At 66.7% G+C, this 19,317-nt stretch carries 16 protein-coding genes, 1 tRNA gene and 1 pseudogene; 13 read left to right on the top strand and 5 right to left on the bottom strand.

Going from position 1 to position 19,317, the window contains the following annotated elements; translation table 11 throughout:
• Positions 1-27: 27 nt before the first annotated feature.
• The 8 genes from FHX72_RS06300 to FHX72_RS06335 all read left to right on the top strand — a co-directional run bounded on the left by FHX72_RS06300 (position 28) and on the right by FHX72_RS06335 (position 9,525).
• Positions 28-1,218, top strand: a complete 1,191-nt coding sequence (locus tag FHX72_RS06300) for an ROK family protein (protein ID WP_338110058.1) — start codon at positions 28-30, stop codon at positions 1,216-1,218.
• A gap of 174 nt (positions 1,219-1,392) precedes the next feature.
• A complete protein-coding gene (locus FHX72_RS06305; protein WP_068478598.1) occupies positions 1,393-2,466 on the top strand; it encodes an alkene reductase in 1,074 nt (357 codons plus the stop codon).
• A 181-nt stretch (positions 2,467-2,647) separates the two neighbouring features.
• Positions 2,648-3,679 (top strand): LacI family DNA-binding transcriptional regulator, encoded by a 1,032-nt coding sequence (locus FHX72_RS06310; protein WP_068478601.1) that lies wholly within the window; start codon positions 2,648-2,650, stop codon positions 3,677-3,679.
• Positions 3,676-4,662: an ABC transporter permease gene (locus FHX72_RS06315; RefSeq protein WP_082775179.1), complete on the top strand. Its 987-nt coding sequence runs from the start codon at positions 3,676-3,678 to the stop codon at positions 4,660-4,662. The genes FHX72_RS06310 and FHX72_RS06315 overlap by 4 nt, the downstream gene beginning before the upstream one ends.
• Before the next feature lie 122 nt (positions 4,663-4,784).
• Positions 4,785-5,657 carry a carbohydrate ABC transporter permease gene (locus FHX72_RS06320; protein WP_235812661.1) on the top strand — a complete coding sequence of 291 codons (873 nt, stop codon included), beginning with the start codon at positions 4,785-4,787 and terminating at the stop codon, positions 5,655-5,657.
• Between the two features lie 68 nt (positions 5,658-5,725).
• The gene (locus FHX72_RS06325) at positions 5,726-7,339 is read left to right on the top strand and encodes an ABC transporter substrate-binding protein (RefSeq protein ID WP_068478604.1); all 1,614 of its coding nucleotides are present in this window, start codon (positions 5,726-5,728) and stop codon (positions 7,337-7,339) included.
• 82 nt (positions 7,340-7,421) lie between these two features.
• Positions 7,422-8,813 carry a glycoside hydrolase family 32 protein gene (locus FHX72_RS06330; RefSeq protein ID WP_183623696.1) on the top strand — a complete coding sequence of 464 codons (1,392 nt, stop codon included), beginning with the start codon at positions 7,422-7,424 and terminating at the stop codon, positions 8,811-8,813.
• Positions 8,814-8,919: 106 nt separating this feature from the next.
• Positions 8,920-9,525: an HD domain-containing protein gene (locus FHX72_RS06335; protein ID WP_244963980.1), complete on the top strand. Its 606-nt coding sequence runs from the start codon at positions 8,920-8,922 to the stop codon at positions 9,523-9,525.
• A gap of 138 nt (positions 9,526-9,663) precedes the next feature.
• Here FHX72_RS06335 and FHX72_RS06340 read toward each other — a convergent pair whose 3' ends face one another.
• Together FHX72_RS06340 and FHX72_RS06345 are read right to left on the bottom strand one after the other, a co-directional pair.
• Positions 9,664-10,746: an ABC transporter permease gene (locus FHX72_RS06340; RefSeq protein ID WP_183623700.1), complete on the bottom strand. Its 1,083-nt coding sequence runs from the start codon at positions 10,744-10,746 to the stop codon at positions 9,664-9,666.
• Positions 10,743-11,441, bottom strand: a complete 699-nt coding sequence (locus tag FHX72_RS06345) for an ABC transporter ATP-binding protein (protein ID WP_183623702.1) — start codon at positions 11,439-11,441, stop codon at positions 10,743-10,745. The genes FHX72_RS06340 and FHX72_RS06345 overlap by 4 nt, the downstream gene beginning before the upstream one ends.
• 497 nt (positions 11,442-11,938) lie before the next feature.
• Between FHX72_RS06345 and FHX72_RS06350 the strand changes: the two genes are divergently transcribed.
• Both FHX72_RS06350 and FHX72_RS06355 read left to right on the top strand, forming a co-directional pair.
• A complete protein-coding gene (locus tag FHX72_RS06350; protein WP_221186723.1) occupies positions 11,939-12,658 on the top strand; it encodes an ATP-binding protein in 720 nt (239 codons plus the stop codon).
• Positions 12,655-13,335: pseudogene (locus tag FHX72_RS06355) on the top strand (response regulator). Before FHX72_RS06350 ends, FHX72_RS06355 begins: the two are co-directional and overlap by 4 nt.
• Positions 13,336-13,502: 167 nt before the next feature.
• On the opposite strand, the gene FHX72_RS06360 reads toward FHX72_RS06355, so the two are convergent.
• From FHX72_RS06360 to FHX72_RS06370, 3 genes are all read right to left on the bottom strand, one after another.
• Entirely contained in the window at positions 13,503-14,480 is a 978-nt protein-coding gene (locus tag FHX72_RS06360) for a ribose-phosphate diphosphokinase (protein WP_183623706.1), read from the bottom strand.
• 34 nt (positions 14,481-14,514) lie between these two features.
• A complete protein-coding gene (gene glmU, locus FHX72_RS06365; protein ID WP_183623708.1) occupies positions 14,515-15,960 on the bottom strand; it encodes a bifunctional UDP-N-acetylglucosamine diphosphorylase/glucosamine-1-phosphate N-acetyltransferase GlmU in 1,446 nt (481 codons plus the stop codon).
• A 74-nt stretch (positions 15,961-16,034) separates the two neighbouring features.
• A tRNA-Gln gene (locus FHX72_RS06370) sits at positions 16,035-16,106 on the bottom strand.
• Positions 16,107-16,229: 123 nt separating this feature from the next.
• Between FHX72_RS06370 and FHX72_RS06375 the strand changes: the two genes are divergently transcribed.
• The 3 genes from FHX72_RS06375 to FHX72_RS06385 all read left to right on the top strand — a co-directional run bounded on the left by FHX72_RS06375 (position 16,230) and on the right by FHX72_RS06385 (position 19,295).
• Entirely contained in the window at positions 16,230-16,682 is a 453-nt protein-coding gene (locus tag FHX72_RS06375; protein WP_183623709.1) for a YybH family protein, read from the top strand.
• Between the two features lie 89 nt (positions 16,683-16,771).
• Positions 16,772-17,362: a MarR family winged helix-turn-helix transcriptional regulator gene (locus FHX72_RS06380; protein ID WP_183623711.1), complete on the top strand. Its 591-nt coding sequence runs from the start codon at positions 16,772-16,774 to the stop codon at positions 17,360-17,362.
• Positions 17,363-17,468: 106 nt separating this feature from the next.
• On the top strand, positions 17,469-19,295 hold the full coding sequence (locus FHX72_RS06385; protein WP_183623713.1) for an ABC-F family ATP-binding cassette domain-containing protein: 1,827 nt from the start codon (positions 17,469-17,471) through the stop codon (positions 19,293-19,295).
• Positions 19,296-19,317: the final 22 nt, after the last annotated feature.

Genomic DNA, 19,317 nt, shown 5'->3' on the forward strand with positions numbered 1-19,317 from the left:
GCCCACGGTCAGCGAAAGGTCAACACCGTGTTCCGACTCCCCAGCACACCTCCGCCGCTCAAGCACGCCAACCTGCAGCTGCTGCTCGAGTACGCGTGGGCCTCCGGTGCGTTCACCGCGACGGATGCGATGAGCATCGGCCTCACCAGGTCGACGATCATCGACCTACTCGACGAGCTCGCCGACTGCGGATTGGTGACCAAGCTCCCCAACTCCCGCCAGGACGGCACGTACCAGAAGGGCCGCCCGGCTCGGCGCTTCCAGTTCACGTCGGACGCGGCCGTCGTCGTGGGAGTCGACGCGGGGCGCGAGCACCTCACCACAACCGTCTCGAACCTGCGCGGCAAGACCCTCAGCTCGGGCCAGGTGGAGGTCGACCCTGAAGCCGACTCCCCCCTGACCAGACGAGAGCTCCTGCGCCGTGTCGTCACGGAGCAGCTGCGGACGACCGGCCACAACCTGGATGGGGTGGCCGGGATCTGCATCGGCGTCCCCGCCCCCGTGGATGCTCGGGGCCTATCCCCCGCACACATCGACGGGTTCTGGCAGCGCACGAACCCCGACTTCGTGACGGTCTTCGACGCCGAGGTTCCGATCATCCGCGTCGAGAACGACGCGTTGCTCGCGGCGGTCGCCGAGGGCAGCGTCGGCGCCGGCGTGGGCTGCAACGACTTCGTGACATTCCTCAGCGGTGAGCGCTTCGGCGCCGGCATCGTCGTCGACGGGCGACTCCTGCGGGGGGCGCACGGGGGCGTCGGCGAGATGCTCGGACTCGAGCTCGTCGCTGGCGCGGAGGGGGTCGCCGGGCTGGGCCTGCGTGCGTCGCGACTCGCTCGGGCGGCCGTGGCGCAGAACAGGGTGGCCCCTGGCAGCCCTCTCCTCAGCGTGCCGGGCGAGGACATCGATGGCAAGCTCGTCCTCGAGGCCGCTAGGGACGGCGACGCCGACGCGAGCCACATCGTCGCCGAGGTCGGCGGCATGCTGGCACGCATCGCCGGCCTCGTGGTAAGCCTCTTCGACCCGGCAAGAGTCATCGTCGCCGGTGGCATCGCGCCAGGAGCCGAGGGGCTCATCGCGGCCGCCCGCGAGGAGTTGCCCGCGCTGCTGCACCTGCCCGTGCCGCAGCTTGTCCGTTCCGAGCTGGGCGCAGGCGTCGTCTCGGTGGGCGCTGTGCAGCACGCCCTGCGGTCCGTCCGGGACGGGATCCTCGATCTCTAGGCTCGCCGCCGTGCACGTGTCCCGGCTGCGCGGGGCACGTCCACGGGGCGAGGACGACGGCGAGAGACGAGCGCGACTCCCGCGACACGCCTTTCGGAATGCGGCGGCAACACGTGCTGTTCGAACTGTGGGGCTGCGCACCAGCGTTCAGCCCTCAACCGAAAGGCACTACCTGTGGACCTCTTCTCTCCTCTGACCCTCGGCGACATTGAGCTCGCCAACCGCGTCGTCATGGCGCCGCTGACTCGCACGCGTGCGAGCGCGGAGGGTGTTCCGGGCGAGCTTATGGCGGAGCACTACGCGCAGCGCGCAAGCCTGGGCCTCATCATCACCGAGGGCACGTACCCGAGCGCCGAGTCGCGCTCCTATCCTGGGCAGCCGGGCATCGTCACGCCCGAGCAGGTCGAAGGCTGGCGCCAGGTCGCCGAGGCCGTACACGCCAGGGGCGGCCGCATCGTCATGCAAGTCATGAACGGCGGGCGAGTGTCGCACCCGGATATCACGGGCACGCCACGCATCGTCGCACCGAGCGCCGTCGCGATCGACGGCGAGGTGCGTACGCCCAACGGCAAGCAGCCGTACCCGGTTCCTCACGCGCTCACCACTGCCGAGCTCGCCATTGTCCGCGAGGAATTCGTGGATGCGGCACGTCGCGCCATCGAAGCTGGGCTCGACGGCGTCGAGGTCCACGGAGCCAACGGCTACCTCCTCCACGAGTTCCTGTCGCCCGTATCGAACGTGCGCACCGACGAGTACGGCGGATCACCCGCCGCCCGCGCGCGCTTCCTCATCGAAGTGACGACGGCCGTCGCAGACGCCATCGGTGCCGGACGCGTCGGCGTCCGCCTCTCCCCGGCCCACAACATCCAGGACGTCGTCGAGGCCGACGACGCCGACGTGCGCGCGACGTACGAGGCGGTGACCGACGGCCTCGCCCCGCTTGGGCTCGCGTACCTGAGCGTGCTCCACAGCGACCCAGAGGGCGAGCTCGTCCAGGACCTGCGTGCGCGCGCCGGCAGCGCCTTCATCGCGAACAGCGGCTTCAGCCGTGTGACGACCCGCGAGGAAGCCGAGAGCCTCGTCACGCAGGGCAACGCGGATGCGGTTGCCGTCGGCCGCCTCGCGATCGCCAACCCGGACCTCGTCGAGCGCTGGATGGGAGACCACCCCGAGAACGAGCCGAACCCGGCGACCTTCTACGGCGACAGCGCGGTCGGATACACCGACTACCCGCGCCTCTCCGCGTAGGCAGCTGCAGGAGAATCCCGATGGGAACGCCGCCCGCCAGAGACCTCTGGCGGGCGGCGTTCCGTGCCCCTACACCTCGGGCCTGGTGGGATGCGTGCGCGATCCAGGCGCGGCCCTTGCGCGATCCATCCACCGTGCTAGCATGCGTTATACGATTAACTGATCCACAAGGAGGTGGGCAATGGCGAGGCGCCCCAAGACGACCACGATGGCACAGGTCGCGGAGCATGCTGGCGTATCCCAGGCCACAGTGTCGCTGGTCCTGAACAACGTCGCGGGCTCGCGCGTCGCCGAGGCCACCAAGGAGCGAGTGCTCGACGCCGTGCGCGACCTCGACTACCGAACCAACGCCTTCGCGAAGACGCTGCGCAGCGGCGAGTCCGAGATGATCGGCTTCATCTCAGACGAGGTGGCAAGCTCCCCCTTCGCCGGCGGTCTCCTGAAGGGAGCACAGCTCCTCGCCTGGGAGAACGGCAACGTGATCCTGACGGTCGACACCTACAACGACGCGGGACTCGAGCAGGCAGCCGTCGAGATGATGCAGTCCTACCGGGTTCGCGGCGTCGTCTACGCCTCCATGTACCACCGCGTCATCGACGTCCCCCAGGCACTGAGCGGAGTACCCACGGTGGTTGTCAACGCCCAGGACCGTGCGGGACTCGTCCCAAGCGTCTTCCCCGACGAGGAGATGGGCGGATACGCCGCGACACGTCAGCTCGTCGACGCGGGGCATACCAAGATCGCCATGATCAACATTCAGCCCGAAGTGAGCGACCTGCCGGCAGGCATCGGTCGCCGCGCAGGGTTTCGAAGAGCACTCACGGAGGCCGGACTGTCGGCACGACCGGACTGGCTCCTCTCCGGCACCGGAATCGTCGAGGACGGACTCCGCCTGACCGCTCAGCTCATGGACGGCGAAGACCGACCGACGGCGATCTTCTGCGGCAACGACAGGACCGCCTGGGGCGCCTACCGAGCCCTAGAGGCACGCGGCCTGAGCGTGCCAGACGACTGCTCGATCATCGGATTCGACAACCACGAAATGCTCGCGCCCCACCTCGACCCAGGCCTGTCCACAGTCGCTCTCCCCTACGAGCAGATGGCCGGGACCGCCATAGATCTCCTCCTCAACCCAACACCCTCCCCATCCCTTCACATCCCACTCGAGTGCACCGTCGTTACTCGCGGGTCTGTAGCAAAGGCCAAGGCATGACCACGAAGATCACCACCCCCGCGGAGACGGGCAAGCAACCCCGTCGCCCCTTCTTGACCAGGCACCCAAGACGAAATCTCAAGACAGAGTTCCGTCGAGCCTTGCGCAGCTGGCAGTTATACGTATTACTAACGCCTGCCCTCGTCTCGGTTCTGGTCTTCAAGTACTGGCCGATGTACGGCGCGCAGATCGCGTTCCGCGACTACAACCCGGCGGACGGGTTCGCCGGAAGTCCGTGGGTGGGTCTCGAGCATTTCGAGCGGTTCATCAACTCGTTTCAATTCGAGCGCCTGATCGCCAATACCTTGACACTGAACGCCCTGGGTCTGCTGATCGCTTTTCCTGTGCCGATCATCCTGGCGCTCATCGTCAATCAGCTCCAGAGCGAGCGGTTCAAGAAGTTCACTCAGACAGTGCTCTACTCCCCCTCGTTCATCTCCGTCGTGGTCGTTGTCGGAATGATCTACCTGCTGTTCTCTCCACGCTCTGGAATCGTCAACAACGCCATAACCGTGTTCGGCGGCGACCCGGTCTTCTTCATGGGATCAGCGGAATGGTTTAGGCCCCTGTATATCGGCTCCGACATTTGGCAGAACGCCGGATTCTCGATGATCGTCTACCTCGCCGCGCTGACGGCCATTGATCCATCACTGCACGAGGCGGCCCGAGTCGACGGTGCGAACAAGTGGCAGAGAATCCGTCACATCGACATTCCAGGCATCCTGCCCGTCATCACGATCCTCTTCATCCTGGCGATCGGGAACCTCTTCAACCTCGGCTTCGAGAAGGTCCTTCTCATGCAGACAGACCTCAACCTGCCGACCTCCGAGGTCATCCAGACCTACGTCTACCAAGCCGGACTCAAGCAGGCCCAGTTCAGCTACTCAGCCGCCATCGGCCTCTTCAACTCCCTCATCAACATGGTGCTGCTCCTGACCTTCAACTGGGTCGCGAAGCGTGCAGGCCAGTCGACTCTCTGGTGACGAACATGACCTCTACGACTTCTGCGCCTCGGCACGAGCCAACCGAGCACCACATCCCCGCCCAGAACCGCCCCGGGTCCCCGCCACCGGCCAGTCGCCGGAAGGAATCCTGGCGCAGACGCATGGCTGACCCGATCTTCAACGTGTTCGCGGTAGGCACCCTGATACTTGCCATCGCGGCCATCATCTACCCCCTGTACTTCATCGTGATCGCGTCGGTCAGCGAGCCGTCAGAGATCCTGAACGGCAACGTGTGGTTGTGGCCGCAGGGGTTCACGCTCGAGGGGTACGCACACATCTTCGCTGATGCTGCGATCTGGCAGGGGTTCGGCAACTCGGTCCTCTACACCAGCGTCGCGACGCTCATCAGCGTCGTGTCGATTCTCTGCGGCGCCTACGCCCTCTCGAGGAAGGACCTCTACGGCAGGAAGTTCCTCATGCTGGTCTTCATCCTCACGATGTTCATCGACGGAGGCCTGATTGCCAGGTATCTCGTCGTCCGAGACCTCGGGATGCTCGACACCATCTGGGCTGTTGTCCTCCCGGGTGCAGTCGGCGTCTGGAACCTCATAATCGCTCGAGCGTTCTTCGAGAACAACGTGCCAAGCGAACTTCGCGAGGCCGCTCAGCTCGACGGTGCCAACGATTTCCGCTTCTTCTTCCAGATCGTGCTCCCACTCTCGAAGCCACTGATCTTCCTCATGATCATGATCCATGTCGTGGCGAACTGGAACGCGTTCTTCGACGCGCTCATCTACCTCGACGACGAGAGCAAGTATCCGCTGCAGCTTGTCCTCAGAAACGTGCTGATCCAGTCGGAGGTGAATTCCGCGGGAGGCACAGGCGCCCTCGATTCCTATGCAGCAGCCCAGCGCCTTGGTGAGCTCATGAAATACGGAATGATCGTCATCTCGAGCCTCCCCCTCCTCATCGTTCTTCCCTTTATGCAGAAGCACTTCACCAAGGGAGCAATGATCGGCGCGGTCAAGAGCTGATCCCGTTCCTGCGTCATTCCAACAGGCATATCCGTCTCATCTCCACCATGACAGAAAGAAAAACGACTATGAAACAGCGACGTTTCGCGACTTCGATCGCCCTCGTCACCGTCAGCGGCCTCCTTCTAACAGGGTGCTCTGGCGGGGGCGGCAGCGCAGAGCTCACCGACCTCTCAGCCGACTACGGCTTCAACACCGACGGTCTTCCCATCGTCACCGAGCCTCTGACGCTCACGTTCGGCGGGACCAAGTCCCCGCTTGCTCCCGACTACGCCACCATGGAGCTCGTCCAGCAGTGGGAAACGGACACGAACATCACGATCGACTGGCGCAACCTGCCGGAGCAGGTCTACGCCGAGAAGAAGAACCTCATGCTCGCGGGTGACGAGCTTCCGGACGTCCTCTTCAACACCGGCCTCAGCGACTCCGAGATCGTGCAGAACGGCTCGAACGGAACGTTGCTGCCCCTGGAAGAGCTCATCGCGGAGCATGCGCCGACGCTCTCGGGCATCCTCGACGCTCGGCCCGACATCAGAGCTGCCCTCACCGCGTCCGACGGTCACATCTACACGCTCCCGTCCGTAGAAGAACTGGGGATCCTGCAGCATCCGAACTTCCTGTATATCAACAAGAAGTGGCTCGACGCTCTCGGCCTTCCCATGCCGCGCACGATCGACGAATACAAGGCCGCACTCGAGGCCTTCAAGACCGGCGACCCCAACGGCAACGGCAAGGCAGACGAGATTCCCCTCTCGTTCCGCACCGATTCCTTCGCCGCCAACCCGTCAGACCTCATCACGGCCCTCGGCGGCCAGCCGGAGAACAACGACCACCGCATTGTCCGCGATGGAGTGGTCGAGTTCACGGCGAACACCCCCGAATACCGCGCCGGCGTCGAAGCGCTCGGCGAGTGGTACTCGGATGGAATCATCGACCCCGAGTCGTTCTCGCAAGACGACGTCGCCTACCTCTCCAAAGGCAAATCCGAGACTCCCATCCTCGGCTCGTTCTTCTGGTGGGAACTCGAGGAGATGGTCGGCGAGGAGAAGAGCGCCGACTACGAGCTGGTCGGCATTCTCGAGGGAACACACGGGGAGCGCCTCGCCAGCGTCTCCAACAACCAGGAGATCAACCGCGGTGCGATGGCCCTCACGCGCGCGAATCAGTACCCCTCGGCCACCATCCGGTGGGCAGACCGCCTCTTCGATCCCGTCATGTCCGCACAGTCGAGCTGGGGACCCATCGGTGTGACGTTGGAAGAGGATCCCTCAGGTCTCCTCGTGCAGATCCCAGCCCCCGAGGGTGAGTCTGAGGGAGAGCGTCGCCAGAAGGTCGCCCCAGGCGGCCCGAAGATCACCACAGCCCAGGATTTCGAGACAGTCGTCGCGCCCGAACCCCGCGCGAAGGAGCGCCAGGAACTTGTCACCGAGAACTACGCACCATACGCCGCCAATGAGGCCTACCCGCCCGTGCTCCTCTCGAACGAGGAACTCGACCAAACTGCCTTCGCGCTCACGGACATCAACAGCCTCGTGAAGGAGAAGTTCGCCAGCTGGGTGGTGAACGGCAACATCGGCGCCGAGTGGGAGACATACACGGCCCAGCTCGACGGCCTCGGCGTCGCCGAGGTGACTGACATCTACCAGCAGGCCTACGACCGCTTCCAGCAGGGCGGCGAGTAGTCGAACGTGCGGCGGGTCCACCTCGGTCTCGCCGCACGATCCCCACTGCAGTCCGCGTGCACCCAGGAATGGAACCCCCTCGATGACCATGATTCCCCCGACGACAACGGCCACGACCCCGCTGAGACCCTCCGCCCACTTCGCCTCACAGAGCTGCTGGCTGAACGACCCCAACGGTCTCGTCTACTACGACGGCACCTACCACCTGTTCTTCCAGACCAACCCGTTCGGCAGCACCTGGGGCAACATCTCCTGGGGCCACGCCACCTCCACCGACCTCGTCACGTGGACAGAGCAGCCGATCGCGATTCCCGCGACCGACCAGGAGATGGCCTTCTCCGGCAGCGCCGTCGTCGACAGCAGGAACACTGCTGGCTTCGCCGCAGACCGCGAGACAGCCCTCGTCGCGATCTACACGAGCGCCCGCCCACCTACTGGCGACGTGCCTGGGCTGCAGGCGCAGTCGCTCGCCTACAGCCTCGATGCAGGCGCCACGTGGACTCGGTACTCCGGCAACCCGGTGCTCGACATCGGCTCCTCCGAGTTCCGAGACCCCAAGGTCTTCTGGCACGGCGGTGACGATGGGAACTGGGTCATGGTGGTCGTGGATGCTGTCGCCCGAAAGGTGCTCTTCTACACCTCGCCGAACCTCATCGATTGGACCTTCGCGTCGGACTTCGGTCCGGCGCACGCCACCGGAGGGGTCTGGGAATGCCCGGACCTGTTCCCGCTCCGCGTGGACGGAACCGGCGAGACCCGCTGGGTGCTCATCGTCAGCATGAACCCCGGTGCGAGAGCGGGGGGCTCCGGCACGCAGTACTTCATCGGCGACTTCGACGGCACCACCTTCGTCGCCGAACGGCTCAGCACATCCGATGATCTCGAGTCCTACGACTGGCTCGACTACGGGCGCGACTACTACGCCGCGGTCTCCTTCAACAACACCCCGGACGGCCGCCGCCTCATGATCGGTTGGGCAAGCAACTGGGACTACGCGAACGAGACGCCGACCGCACCCTGGCGCTCTGCGATGTCCCTGGTCCGCGAGATCAGCCTGACACGTGACTCAGACGGTCGCTGCCGCCTTCGCCAGACCCCGATCCTGCCAGTGCGCGCAGACGGCGTGACGGTGAGCGAGCACCTGATCCCCCTGGACCTCGGCCAACGTTCGACCATCGTCCTCGACACCGACGGGATGGGGCACGAGCAAGTTCGGATCCACTTCGAGCGCGATGAAGCCGGCGCCCACCTGATCTTCGAACGCGGGGACAGCGGGCTCACCGACTTCCACTCGACCTTCGCGGCACCCAACCGCGTGCCCATCGGAACGCACCTGGAGTCTCCGATGAACGTCAAGATCGTGGTCGACGCGACCGTCATCGAGGTGTTCCTCGGCGACGGAGCTCAGACGGTGACGGAGCAGGTGTTCCCCGCTGCACCGCTGCGGTCAGCACGCACCGTTCGGCACACGTGACGCCCACGCGTTGAGCCCCGCCGCACGGGCCCGCTCCTCGACACCGCATCGGTGAGCGGGCCAGCCCGCGTTCGGCTCCACGCGCCCCCATATGCGACAGTTGGCCATGCGCATCGCCGACTTCCCCATGCCGGATTCCGCCGCCGCCCGAGGCGCACTTGAGTTGGCCACCGAGTACCAGTCCGCCGCGATCACCGCCCATGCCATCCGCTCGTGGCTCTGGGCGGAGGGCATTGCTGCGGCTGAGGGGCACGACGGCATCGACCACGAGCTGCTCTACGTCGCTGCGCTCCTGCACGACATCGGCACGGTGACCGAGTACGACAACCACACCGTCTCCTACGAGCACGCCGGCGGGCACGTCGCCGTCGCCCTGACCGCCGGTGCGGGGTGGGCACCTTCACGCCGCCAGCGCGCGCTCGACGTCATCGTCCACCACAACTGGCCGAGCGTCGACCCGGCCCTCGACCTCGAGGGGTACCTGCTCGAGCGCGCCACCGGGCTCGACATCACAGGCAGCAGACCGGACGCGCTGCCAGAGGTCTTCCTGCGGGAGGTCCTCTCGATGCACCCGCGTGGCACCCTCGCCGCCGAGTTCGGCGCGTGCGTGAGCGATCAGGCGGCCCGGAAGCCAGACACCTCCGCCCGCAGGCTCGTCGACGGCGGGCTCATCCGGAAGCTCGAGGAGAACCCGCTCGAGCCGCTCGGGTAGCCAGCAGACTCGGGTAGCCAGGAGATCTGAATCGCCCCGCGAGAACCGGCACAGATTCGGCACGGATTCGGCACGGCATCCGCACAGCATCCGCGAAGAACGGGCCCGACTGACCCGGGCCCGTTCCTCGAAGCGGTTCTACTCGTAGCGCAGCGACTCCACCGGGTCCGCCCTCGCGGCCCGAGCCGCTGGCAGCGTGCCCGCGAGGAACGCGATGATCATGACCACAACGATGACCACGCCGATCGAGACCGGGTCGAACGCGATCAGCGTCAGCCCCGGAAGGTCTGCCAGCAACGTCGTCGCCAGCGCCGCGCTGATGACCGTGCCGGCCACCACGGCCACGAGAGCGCCGATCGCGCTCCCCAGCAACCCGATGAAGGCGGCCTCGACGCTGAACAGCGTGAACACGCGTCCGCTGCCCATCCCCATGGCCTTCATGAGGCCCATCTCGCGCGTTCGCTCCTGCACCGACATGAGCAGGGTGTTCACGATGCCGAAGCTCGCCGCGAGCAGCGCGATCACGGCGAACGCATTGAGCACGAGCACGATCCCGTCGATCACGGGCGAGGCGATGCTCTCCTCGGCGACGCCGACGACAACCGCCTGCGTCTCGTGGGTGCCGCGAAGCGCATCCGTGCTGCCGATCGTCACGGTCTGGCCGACCGCGGCATCCGCATCGGCGAACCCGAGCCGCTCGACGTACGACGTCGGGAGCGGCAGCTGCAGCTCCCCGCTCGCGTCGTCGGGGTCCGAGCCCGCCAGGAGCTGAACCGTCTGCCCCTCCACGAGGCTGCCTGCCCCCACCGCGAACTTGGTGCCTGCGCCCGCCTGCACGAAGTCCACGGACAGCGACTTCGTAGCCGGCACGTCGACGATGCCTTCGATGCCGGCAAGCGCGTCGACATCCGCGGGCAGCAGCGCCGTGACTGTCGCCCCGGGAGGGCCGGCGCTCGCCACAGCGTCCGGGTTGTACTCGGCCGGGCCCGAGTCCCCGGTACCGAAGCCCGTGGCCTCGCTCGTCTTCGTGACCGTCATCGTGTCGGCCGCGCCGACACCGTTCACGGTGTCGTCGATGTAGGCGTTGATGCCGGTACCGAGCCCGTTGGTGAGCGTCAGCGTGAACGCGCCGACGAAGATCGCGAGGATCGTGAGCAGCAGACGTGTCTTCGACCGGAACGTGTTCGAGACGGCGGTGCCGATGAGGTCCAGGGTCTTCATGCGGCCACCTGCGCAGAGTCTTCGACGATCAGCCCATCCCGGATGAGGATGCGCTGGTCGCAGCGCGCCGCGATCTCCTCGTCGTGGGTCACGACGATGAGCGTGATCCCGTTCTCCCGATTCAGCCCGAAGACGATGTCCTCGACCACCGCGCCCGTTGCGGTGTCGAGGTTGCCCGTCGGCTCATCGGCGAAGATGATCCGCGGGTTGTTGACGAGGGCGCGAGCGATCACCGTGCGCTGCTTCTGTCCGCCCGACAGATTGAGGGCCTTGTTCTTCGCCTTGTCGTCGAGCTCGAGCTGCTCGAGCGCAGCCAGGCCGCGTTGCCGCCGCTCACCGCGCGGAACACCCGCGATCTTCATCGGCAGCACGACGTTCTCCAGCACCGACACGTTCGGGGTGAGGAAGAACTCCTGGAACACGAACCCGAACGTCTTGTTCCTCGTGCGGTTCAGCTTCTTGCCGCGCAGGGTGCGGGTGTCCGTGGCCTCCAACTCCAAGGTGCCGGAGGAAGGCACGTCAAGGAGCGCGAGCACTTGCATGAGCGTGGACTTGCCCGAGCCGCTCTTGCCCACGATGGCAACGCTCTCACCCTCGCGGATGTCGAAGCTCACACCCTTCAGAGCCTCGAAACGGTTCTGACCGCGACCGTACGACCGACGTACGTCACGGACAGAGATGATCGGTGCGGGCATGCTGCCTCCTAGCTCGTGCCGATTACTCGACCCTTCGATGCTCGCCCCGAACCGCTCGGCGCGCGTCCCCCCTCCGCGGACACCGTGTACCGCGCTTGCGGTACAGCCGTGCCGTGCAAGGGTGACGCGCGCGCCGGGCATGGCGGGCACACTGGGTTCATGCAGGATTCCCGCTCTCCCGTGCCGGGCCCGACCGAGGCGCACACGCCGCCCTCAATCCCGAGCCGAATGCTCCCCCGAGTGCCTTCGTGGGTTGTGGATGCGCTGGCCGCCCTGTTCATCGTCGGGGTCGTCGTCATGCCCTTCGGCGGCGAAGAGTTCCGGCCGAGCACCCCGTTCGCTTTTGTCATGGTGCTCGCCCCGGCCGTCCTGCTCCCATTCCGCCGACGCTGGCCCGCCGCCGTACTGGCGGCGATGCTCGCGATCTACGGAGCAACAGCCCTCAGGGCACGCTCTCCCCCGGCGTTGTCCTGGCCGCCGCTATCGCCATGTTCAGCGTGGCGACGCAGTCGACCCGACGCCGGTCGATCATCACGGCCGCCTGCGCCGTCCTCGGCATCGCACTCCTCAGCCTGTTCGCGGCGCTCGGCAGCGTCTTCGACCCGCGCGCGATCCAGTTCGCCGTCACGCTGGCCTTCGCCGCCGCCGCCGCCGGCGACGCAACACGCTCCCGACGCGAGTACATCGTCGCCATCACGGAACGCGCCGAGCGAGCAGAGCGGTCGAGGGAGGAGGAGGCCCCGGGGGCGACGCCCGTCCCCCAGCCTGGGCTCGAACGGCTCGATGCCCTCATGGAGTCCTTCGGCGAGGCGGGGCTCCAAGTCAACCTGAGATCCGAAGGCGACATGGAGCACGTCTCACGTGCGACGAGCCTCGTCGCGCACCGCGTCGTCCAGGAGGCCCTCACCAACGCGCACAAGCACGGCGCCGAGAACCGCGCCCACGTCCTGCTGGCTCTGACAGACACTGAGCTGAGCGTCATCGTCACGAACCCGATCTCCGGTCCCATTTCCAGGGAGGCGTCGGATCGCGCTGCAGAGGGGGCAGATGCCCGCGCAGCCGGTGGCCTGGGGCTCCTCGGACTGCGAGAGCGGGTAGCGTCTGTGCGGGGCAGCGTCACGACGGGCACCGCGGCGGGCGGCTACCGTGTCGCTGTGACCCTTCCACGGCAACACCGGCCGCAGCCAAGCACCTCTGCCCAAGGAGGGCTCGAATGACCCGCGTGCTCGTGGTCGACGATCAGGCCCTCATCCGCCAAGCGGTGACAGACATCCTGAGCAACGAGGCCGGAGTCGAGGTCGTCGGCGAGGCCCGCGACGGCCGAGGGGCGGTCGCGCTCGTCGCCTCGCTGCACCCCGACGTCGTACTCATGGACATCCGGATGCCAGAGCTCGACGGCATCGAGGCGACCGCCGCCATCTGCGGCGACCCCCAGAACACCGACGTGCGGGTCCTCATCCTGACCACCTTAGAGGAGGACGAGTACCTGCTCGCCGCCCTGCGTGCCGGAGCTAGCGGATTCATCGGCAAGGGCGCCGAACCCGAGGACATTGTGCGAGCCGTTCGTGCCGTGCACGCCGGCGACGCCCTGCTCTCGCCTGCAGCTACTCGCAGCCTCATCACGAAGGACGTGCTCCGCGCAACGTCGACAGTGTCGCCAGTCATGCCCGCGCAGTTCGAGTAGCTCAAACAGCTGACCGAGCGCGAACGCGAAGTGCTCCTCCTCGTCGCTCGCGGTAACTCCAACGCCGAGATCGCCGAGCTCCTGTTCATCTCGCCGCACACCGCCAAGACGCACGTGAATCGCATCATGGCGAAAGTCCACGCTCACGACCGGGCGCAGCTCGTGATCATCGCCTATGAGAGCGGGATGCTTGAGCCAGGCGGGCTCTGACAGACGCGCCGAGACGCAGGGACCGGGAGCCCTGGAACACAGAAGCCCAGGAGCCCAGGAGCCTAGAAACGCAGGAACCCAGAGACGCAACAACCGAGTAACACACACGCCCCGCCGGAACCGAGTGGTTCCGACGGGGCGTGCGTCAGCCCAGGCAGCCGTTCTGGCTACGCGGCACCGTCGAACATCGAGGTCACCGAGCCGTCGGTAAAGACCTCGGTGATCGCGCGAGCGAGCGTCGGCGCGATCGGCAGGATAGTGAGCTTCTCGAAGCGCTTCTCTGGCGGGAGCGGAAGCGTGTCAGTGACAACAACCTCGTCGATCGCGTCCGAGCTGAGGCGCTCGACAGCGGGGTGTGAGAAGACGGCGTGCGTGGCCGCGACGACAACGCCGATCGCGCCGGCCGCCTTGAGCGCCTCGGCCGCCTTCACGATGGTTCCACCCGTGTCGATGAGGTCGTCGACGAGCAGGCAGACGCGGCCCTTCACGTCACCGACGATCTCGTGGACCGACACCTGGTTCGCGACCTTCGGGTCGCGGCGCTTGTGGATGATCGCGAGCGGCGCATCCAGCTGGTCGCTCCAGACGTCGGCGACGCGCACGCGCCCCATGTCGGGCGAGACGACGGTGAGCGTCGCCGGGTCGAGCTTCTTGCGGAAGTGCTCGAGCAGGACAGGCATGGCGAAGAGGTGGTCGACGGGGCCGTCGAAGAAGCCCTGCACCTGAGGCGCGTGCAGGTCAACCGACATGATGCGGTCGGCTCCGGCCGCCTTGAAGAGGTCCGCGACGAGGCGGGCCGAGATCGGCTCGCGACCGCGCCCCTTCTTGTCCTGACGCGCGTACGGGTAGAAGGGAGCGACGACCGTGATGCGCTTCGCCGACGCACGCTTGAGTGCGTCGAGCATGATGAGCTGCTCCATGAGCCACTCGTTGATCGGCGGGCAGTGCGACTGGAGCACAAACACGTCGGCCCCTCGCATGCTCTCGCCGTAGCGAGCGTAGATCTCGCCGTTCGCGAAGGTGCGCGACTCGGTCTCGCCCAGTTCGATGCCGAGTTCTGCCGCGACTGCCTCGGCGAGCTCGGGATGAGCCCTGCCGGAGACGAGAACAAGTCGCTTCTCAGTGGAGGTGATGATGCCAGACACGCTGTACCGCCCGTTTCCTGTGCTTGCTCTGTTGTTACGCGTTCGGTTCGGATTCGCCCGACGAGGCTGCCTCAGCGGCCTCGGCCGCGGCGGTGCCTGCTCGGTTCTTGAGCACCCACCCCTCAGCGTTGCGCTGAGGTGCGACGTTGATGGCGAGTGCACCAGCCGGAACGTCCTTGCGGACCACCGTTCCGGCCCCTGTGTAAGCTCCGTCGCCAATCCTAACCGGGGCGACGAACACGTTGTGCGACCCGGAGCGCACGTGACTGCCGACCGTCGTGCGGTGCTTGTTCACGCCGTCGTAATTCGCCGTGATGGTGCCGGCTCCGATATTTGAGTTCACGCCCACCTCGGTGTCGCCAATGTAGGAGAGGTGCGGCACCTTCGAGCCGTCCCCGATCTGCGTGTTCTTCGTCTCGACGAAGGTGCCGATCTTGCCGCCGGCTCCGAGGAGAGTGTTCGGGCGCAGGTAAGCCCACGGGCCGACCGATGCGCCAGCCCCGATGACGCTCAGCGTTGCGTCAGTGCGCTTCACGACGGCGCCCTCCCCGACCTCGCAGTCGACGAGCGTCGTGTCTGGGCCGATGACCGCCCCGTCCGCAACGGACGTCGCGCCGCGCAGCTGCGTGCCTGGCAGGAGCTCGACGTCGCGACCGAGTGACACGTTGCCCTCGATGACGGTCGTCGCCGGGTCGTGCACCGTGACCCCCTCGAGCTGCCAGCGCCTGATCTGGCGCGCGTTGTAGTAGCGCTGCGCCTCCGCGAGCTGCACGCGGTCGTTGATGCCCTGCACAATTTCGGGATCGGTGACGGCAATCGCCTCGATGCGACCCGCATCCGCCTTGATGAGCTTCGCCGCGTCGGTCAGGTACTTCTCGTGCTGCGAGTTCGAGTCGTTGATGCGGCTCAGGACCTGGCGGACCGTGCGAGCGTCGAACGCGTAGACGCCCGCGTTGATCTCGGAGATGCGCAGCAGCTCCTCGCTCGCGTCCTTGTGCTCCACGATCTCGTCGAAGTCGCCGACCGACGAGCGCACGATGCGCCCGAAGCCGGCCGGCTCCTGCACAAACGCGCTCAGCAGCGTGAGCTGGTTCTTCGCGCGGCGGTGCTGCTCGATCATGCGGGCGATCGTGCCCGAGTCGAGAAGGGGGACATCGCCCGAGAGGACCACGACGACGCCGTCGAAGTCCGCCGGCAACGACTCGAGGCCGACCTCGAGCGCGCGGCCCGTTCCGGGAACATCATCCTGATCGGCGAACTGCGTGTCAGGCGCAAGATCCTGGATGGCCGAGACAACACGGTCCCGGTCGTGGCGGACCACGGTGATGGTGTGAGCCGGGCCAAGCTCGGCGGCCGTGTGCAGCACGTGCCCGACGAGCGGGATCCCTCCGAGTCGGTGGAGCACCTTCGGGGTACTCGAACGCATCCGCGTCCCCTGGCCAGCCGCCAGGATGACGATTGCGAGTTCTCGATCGGTCACAGATCCTCCTCGTTGTGGGCGCCGTGATTCGAACGCCATCACGGTCCACGGTGGCATGCAGCACCCCCGCGCCGCTCCTCCCCCAGGATTCGAACCTGGACCTAACAGCTCCAAAGGCTGTCGTGCTGCCGTTACACCAAGGAGGAACGTGCTCGCTCACGCGTGCACTCGCCAATTGTGCCAGAACCGGAAGGGCCGCGGGCCAGCCACGGTCGTGCTGTGGATGTGATTGGGCCAGACTGTCGACACAGAAACCCCGAGGAGGCGTCATGTCAGAAGCCATGTCCATCGCCAAGCGATTCACCGACACCTACTCCGCAGCGGTCACGGGCCGCGACAAGACAGCCATCATGTCGCTCTACGCACCGGATGTTCGCGTCTTCGACCTCTGGAGCACGTGGTCGCACGAGGGCGCAGAATCCTGGGGCACCTCCCTCGACGGCTGGTTCGACTCCATCGAATCGGGCACCCACTCAGCAACGTTCACCGACCTGCGCGCCTACGGAGACCACGACGTTGTGGTCGTCGAGAGCTTCGTGCGGTATGCCTGGCACAGCCCTGAAGGCGAGCAGGAGTGGATGGACAACCGCCTCACGTGGGCGATCGTGCAGCACAAAGGCGAATGGGTGATCGCACACGAGCACACCTCGGCGCCCGTCGACGCCGAGTCCGGCCTCGTCGGCACGAAGCGGGACGTGGACGCGCATCACCCGAACTCGTAGGGCCACCTCGCGCCCGTTGCGGCCGCCTTTACGTGCCCCCACCACCGGCGCGTCAGCTCGCGCCTGCGGGAATCGCCATAATGGAACATATGGATGCCCCCCGACGTGCAACTCACCAGCGTGACTTTTCGCGCGCCGCGGTTGAGTTGAGCCCGGGAACGCCGTCCCCGCACGCCGCACATCCGGTCGACACCGTCGACACGATCGTGCGCGACTGGTCGCGCGAGCGCCCCGACCTCGACGTCGACCCGCTCCGCATCTTCTCTCGCGTGAAGCGCATCGCGAAGCAGCTCGATGCCCTCCGCAAGGCGGCGTTCGCCGAAACCGGCCTCGAGCTGTGGGAGTTCGACGTGCTCTCCGCCCTTCGGCGCGCCGGCTCCCCGCACCGCCTCAGCCCCAAGCACCTGCTCGCCTCGAACCTCGTCTCGAGCGGCACGATGACCAACCGCATCAACCGCCTCGTGGGCCGTGGCCTCGTCACTCGCGAGGTCGACCCGAACGATGGTCGAGGCATCCTCGTCACGATGACCCTCGATGGTCGCGACCTCGTCGACGAGGCCCTGACCCGGCTCGTCGCCGCCGAGCGCGAACTACTCGCCGAGCTCGACCTCGAAACACGCGACGACCTCGCGACGGCGCTGCGCACCCTCTCGCTCCGGATGGACGACCCGGCCCACTGAGCAGAGCTCGCCCGTTCTCGCCCCGCCGCCCTCGTGCTCGTGCTCGTGCTCGTGCTCGTGCTTGTGCTCGGAGGGTGTGGTCCTCTCCCGGCCTTAAGCTTGTCTGATGGCCCATCTCCTCGGCGCGGAAGCGCTCCATCTCGAGTTCCCGACTCGAGTCGTCTTCGACAGCGTCTCCGTCGGCATCCAAGAGGGCGACCGCATCGGCATCGTCGGACGCAACGGCGACGGCAAGTCGACGCTCCTGAAGCTCCTCGCCGACCGCATCCAGCCAGACGGCGGCAAGGTCACGCGGCGCCGTGGCGTGCGCGTCGGGATGCTCGACCAGGCCGACACCCTCGACCCCGAGCTCACCGTCAAGCAGGCCATCGTTGGCGACATGGACGACCACGACTGGGCATCCGACGCGAAGATCCGCGACGTCGTGAACGGCCTCGCCGGCGACCTCGAGTGGACCGACAAGATCGGCGACCTCTCCGGTGGCCAGCAGCGGCGCGTGGCCCTCGCGGCCCTGCTCATCGGCGACGACGACATCATCATGCTCGACGAGCCCACAAACCACCTCGACGTCGAGGGCATCGCGTGGCTCGCGGGGCACCTCAACTCCCGCTGGTCGAAGAACCAGGGCGGGCTTGTGGTCGTGACGCACGACCGGTGGTTCCTGGATGCGGTGTGCCAGACGACGTGGGAGGTGCACGACCGCGTGCTCGACCCGTTCGAGGGCGGCTACGCCGCGTACATCCTGCAGCGCGTCGAGCGCGACCGCCAGTCGGCCGCGATCGAGTCGAAGCGCCAGAACCTCATGCGCAAGGAGCTCGCCTGGCTGCGCCGCGGCGCCCCGGCCCGCACCGCGAAGCCGAAGTTCCGCATCGAGGCGGCCACGCAGCTCATCGAGGACGAGCCGCCCGTGCGCAACCCGATCGAGTTGTCGCAACTCGCGACCGCGCGCCTCGGCAAGGACGTCGTCGACCTGCTCGACGTCGGCGTGACCTTCGGCGACAAGGAGGTGCTGCGCGACATCGAGTGGCGCATCGCACCGGGTGAGCGTACCGGCATCCTCGGTGTGAACGGCGCCGGAAAGTCGACCCTCCTCAACCTCGTCGCCGGCACCCTCGAGCCGACTAGCGGCAAGGTGAAGCGCGGCAAGACCGTCAAGATCGCGACGCTCTCCCAGCGCCTCGCCGAGCTCGACGAGCATCAGAACGACCGCGTCCGTGAGGTCGTCGCCAGGCAGAAGTCGAGCTACGTGTCCGGCGGCAAGGAGATGACGCCGTCGCAGCTCCTGGAGCGCCTCGGGTTCACGACCACGCAGCTCCAGACGCCCGTCAAGGACCTCTCGGGTGGCCAGCGCCGCCGCCTGCAGCTGCTCCTCATCCTGCTCGACGAGCCGAACGTCCTGATCCTGGACGAGCCCACCAACGACCTCGACACCGACATGCTCGCTGCCATGGAGGACCTCCTCGACACCTGGCCCGGCACCCTGCTCGTCGTCTCGCACGACAGATACCTGCTCGAGCGCGTCACCGACCAGCAGTACGCAGTGTGGGACGGCGGCTTCCGCCACCTCCCAGGCGGCGTCGACCAGTACCTCGAACTGCGCTCGAACAGCCTCAAGGGCTCAGCCCCCGCAACCCTCTCCAGCACGACGGATACGGCCGCGGACGGCTCCTCGTCGGCCTCAGCCGCCAGCACCTCCGGCCTCTCGATCGGCGGCGCCGACCGCCGTAGCGCCGAGAAGGAAGTGCAGGGCATCGCGAGGAAGATCCAGAAGATCGAGCAGTCGATGAAGAAGGTCGATCAGGAACTCGCTGCCCACGACCAGGGCGACTACGAGGGGCTCGGTGTCATCACCGCGAAGCGCCAGGCGCTCGCCGCCGAGGTCGACGCCCTCGAGGAGCGCTGGCTCGAGCTCTCCGAGGTCCTCGAGGCGTAGCCTGAGCTCGCCCCTCCAAGGC

It is taken from the genome of Pseudoclavibacter helvolus, assembly GCF_014191305.1.
GTDB classification, from domain to species: domain Bacteria; phylum Actinomycetota; class Actinomycetes; order Actinomycetales; family Microbacteriaceae; genus Pseudoclavibacter; species Pseudoclavibacter helvolus.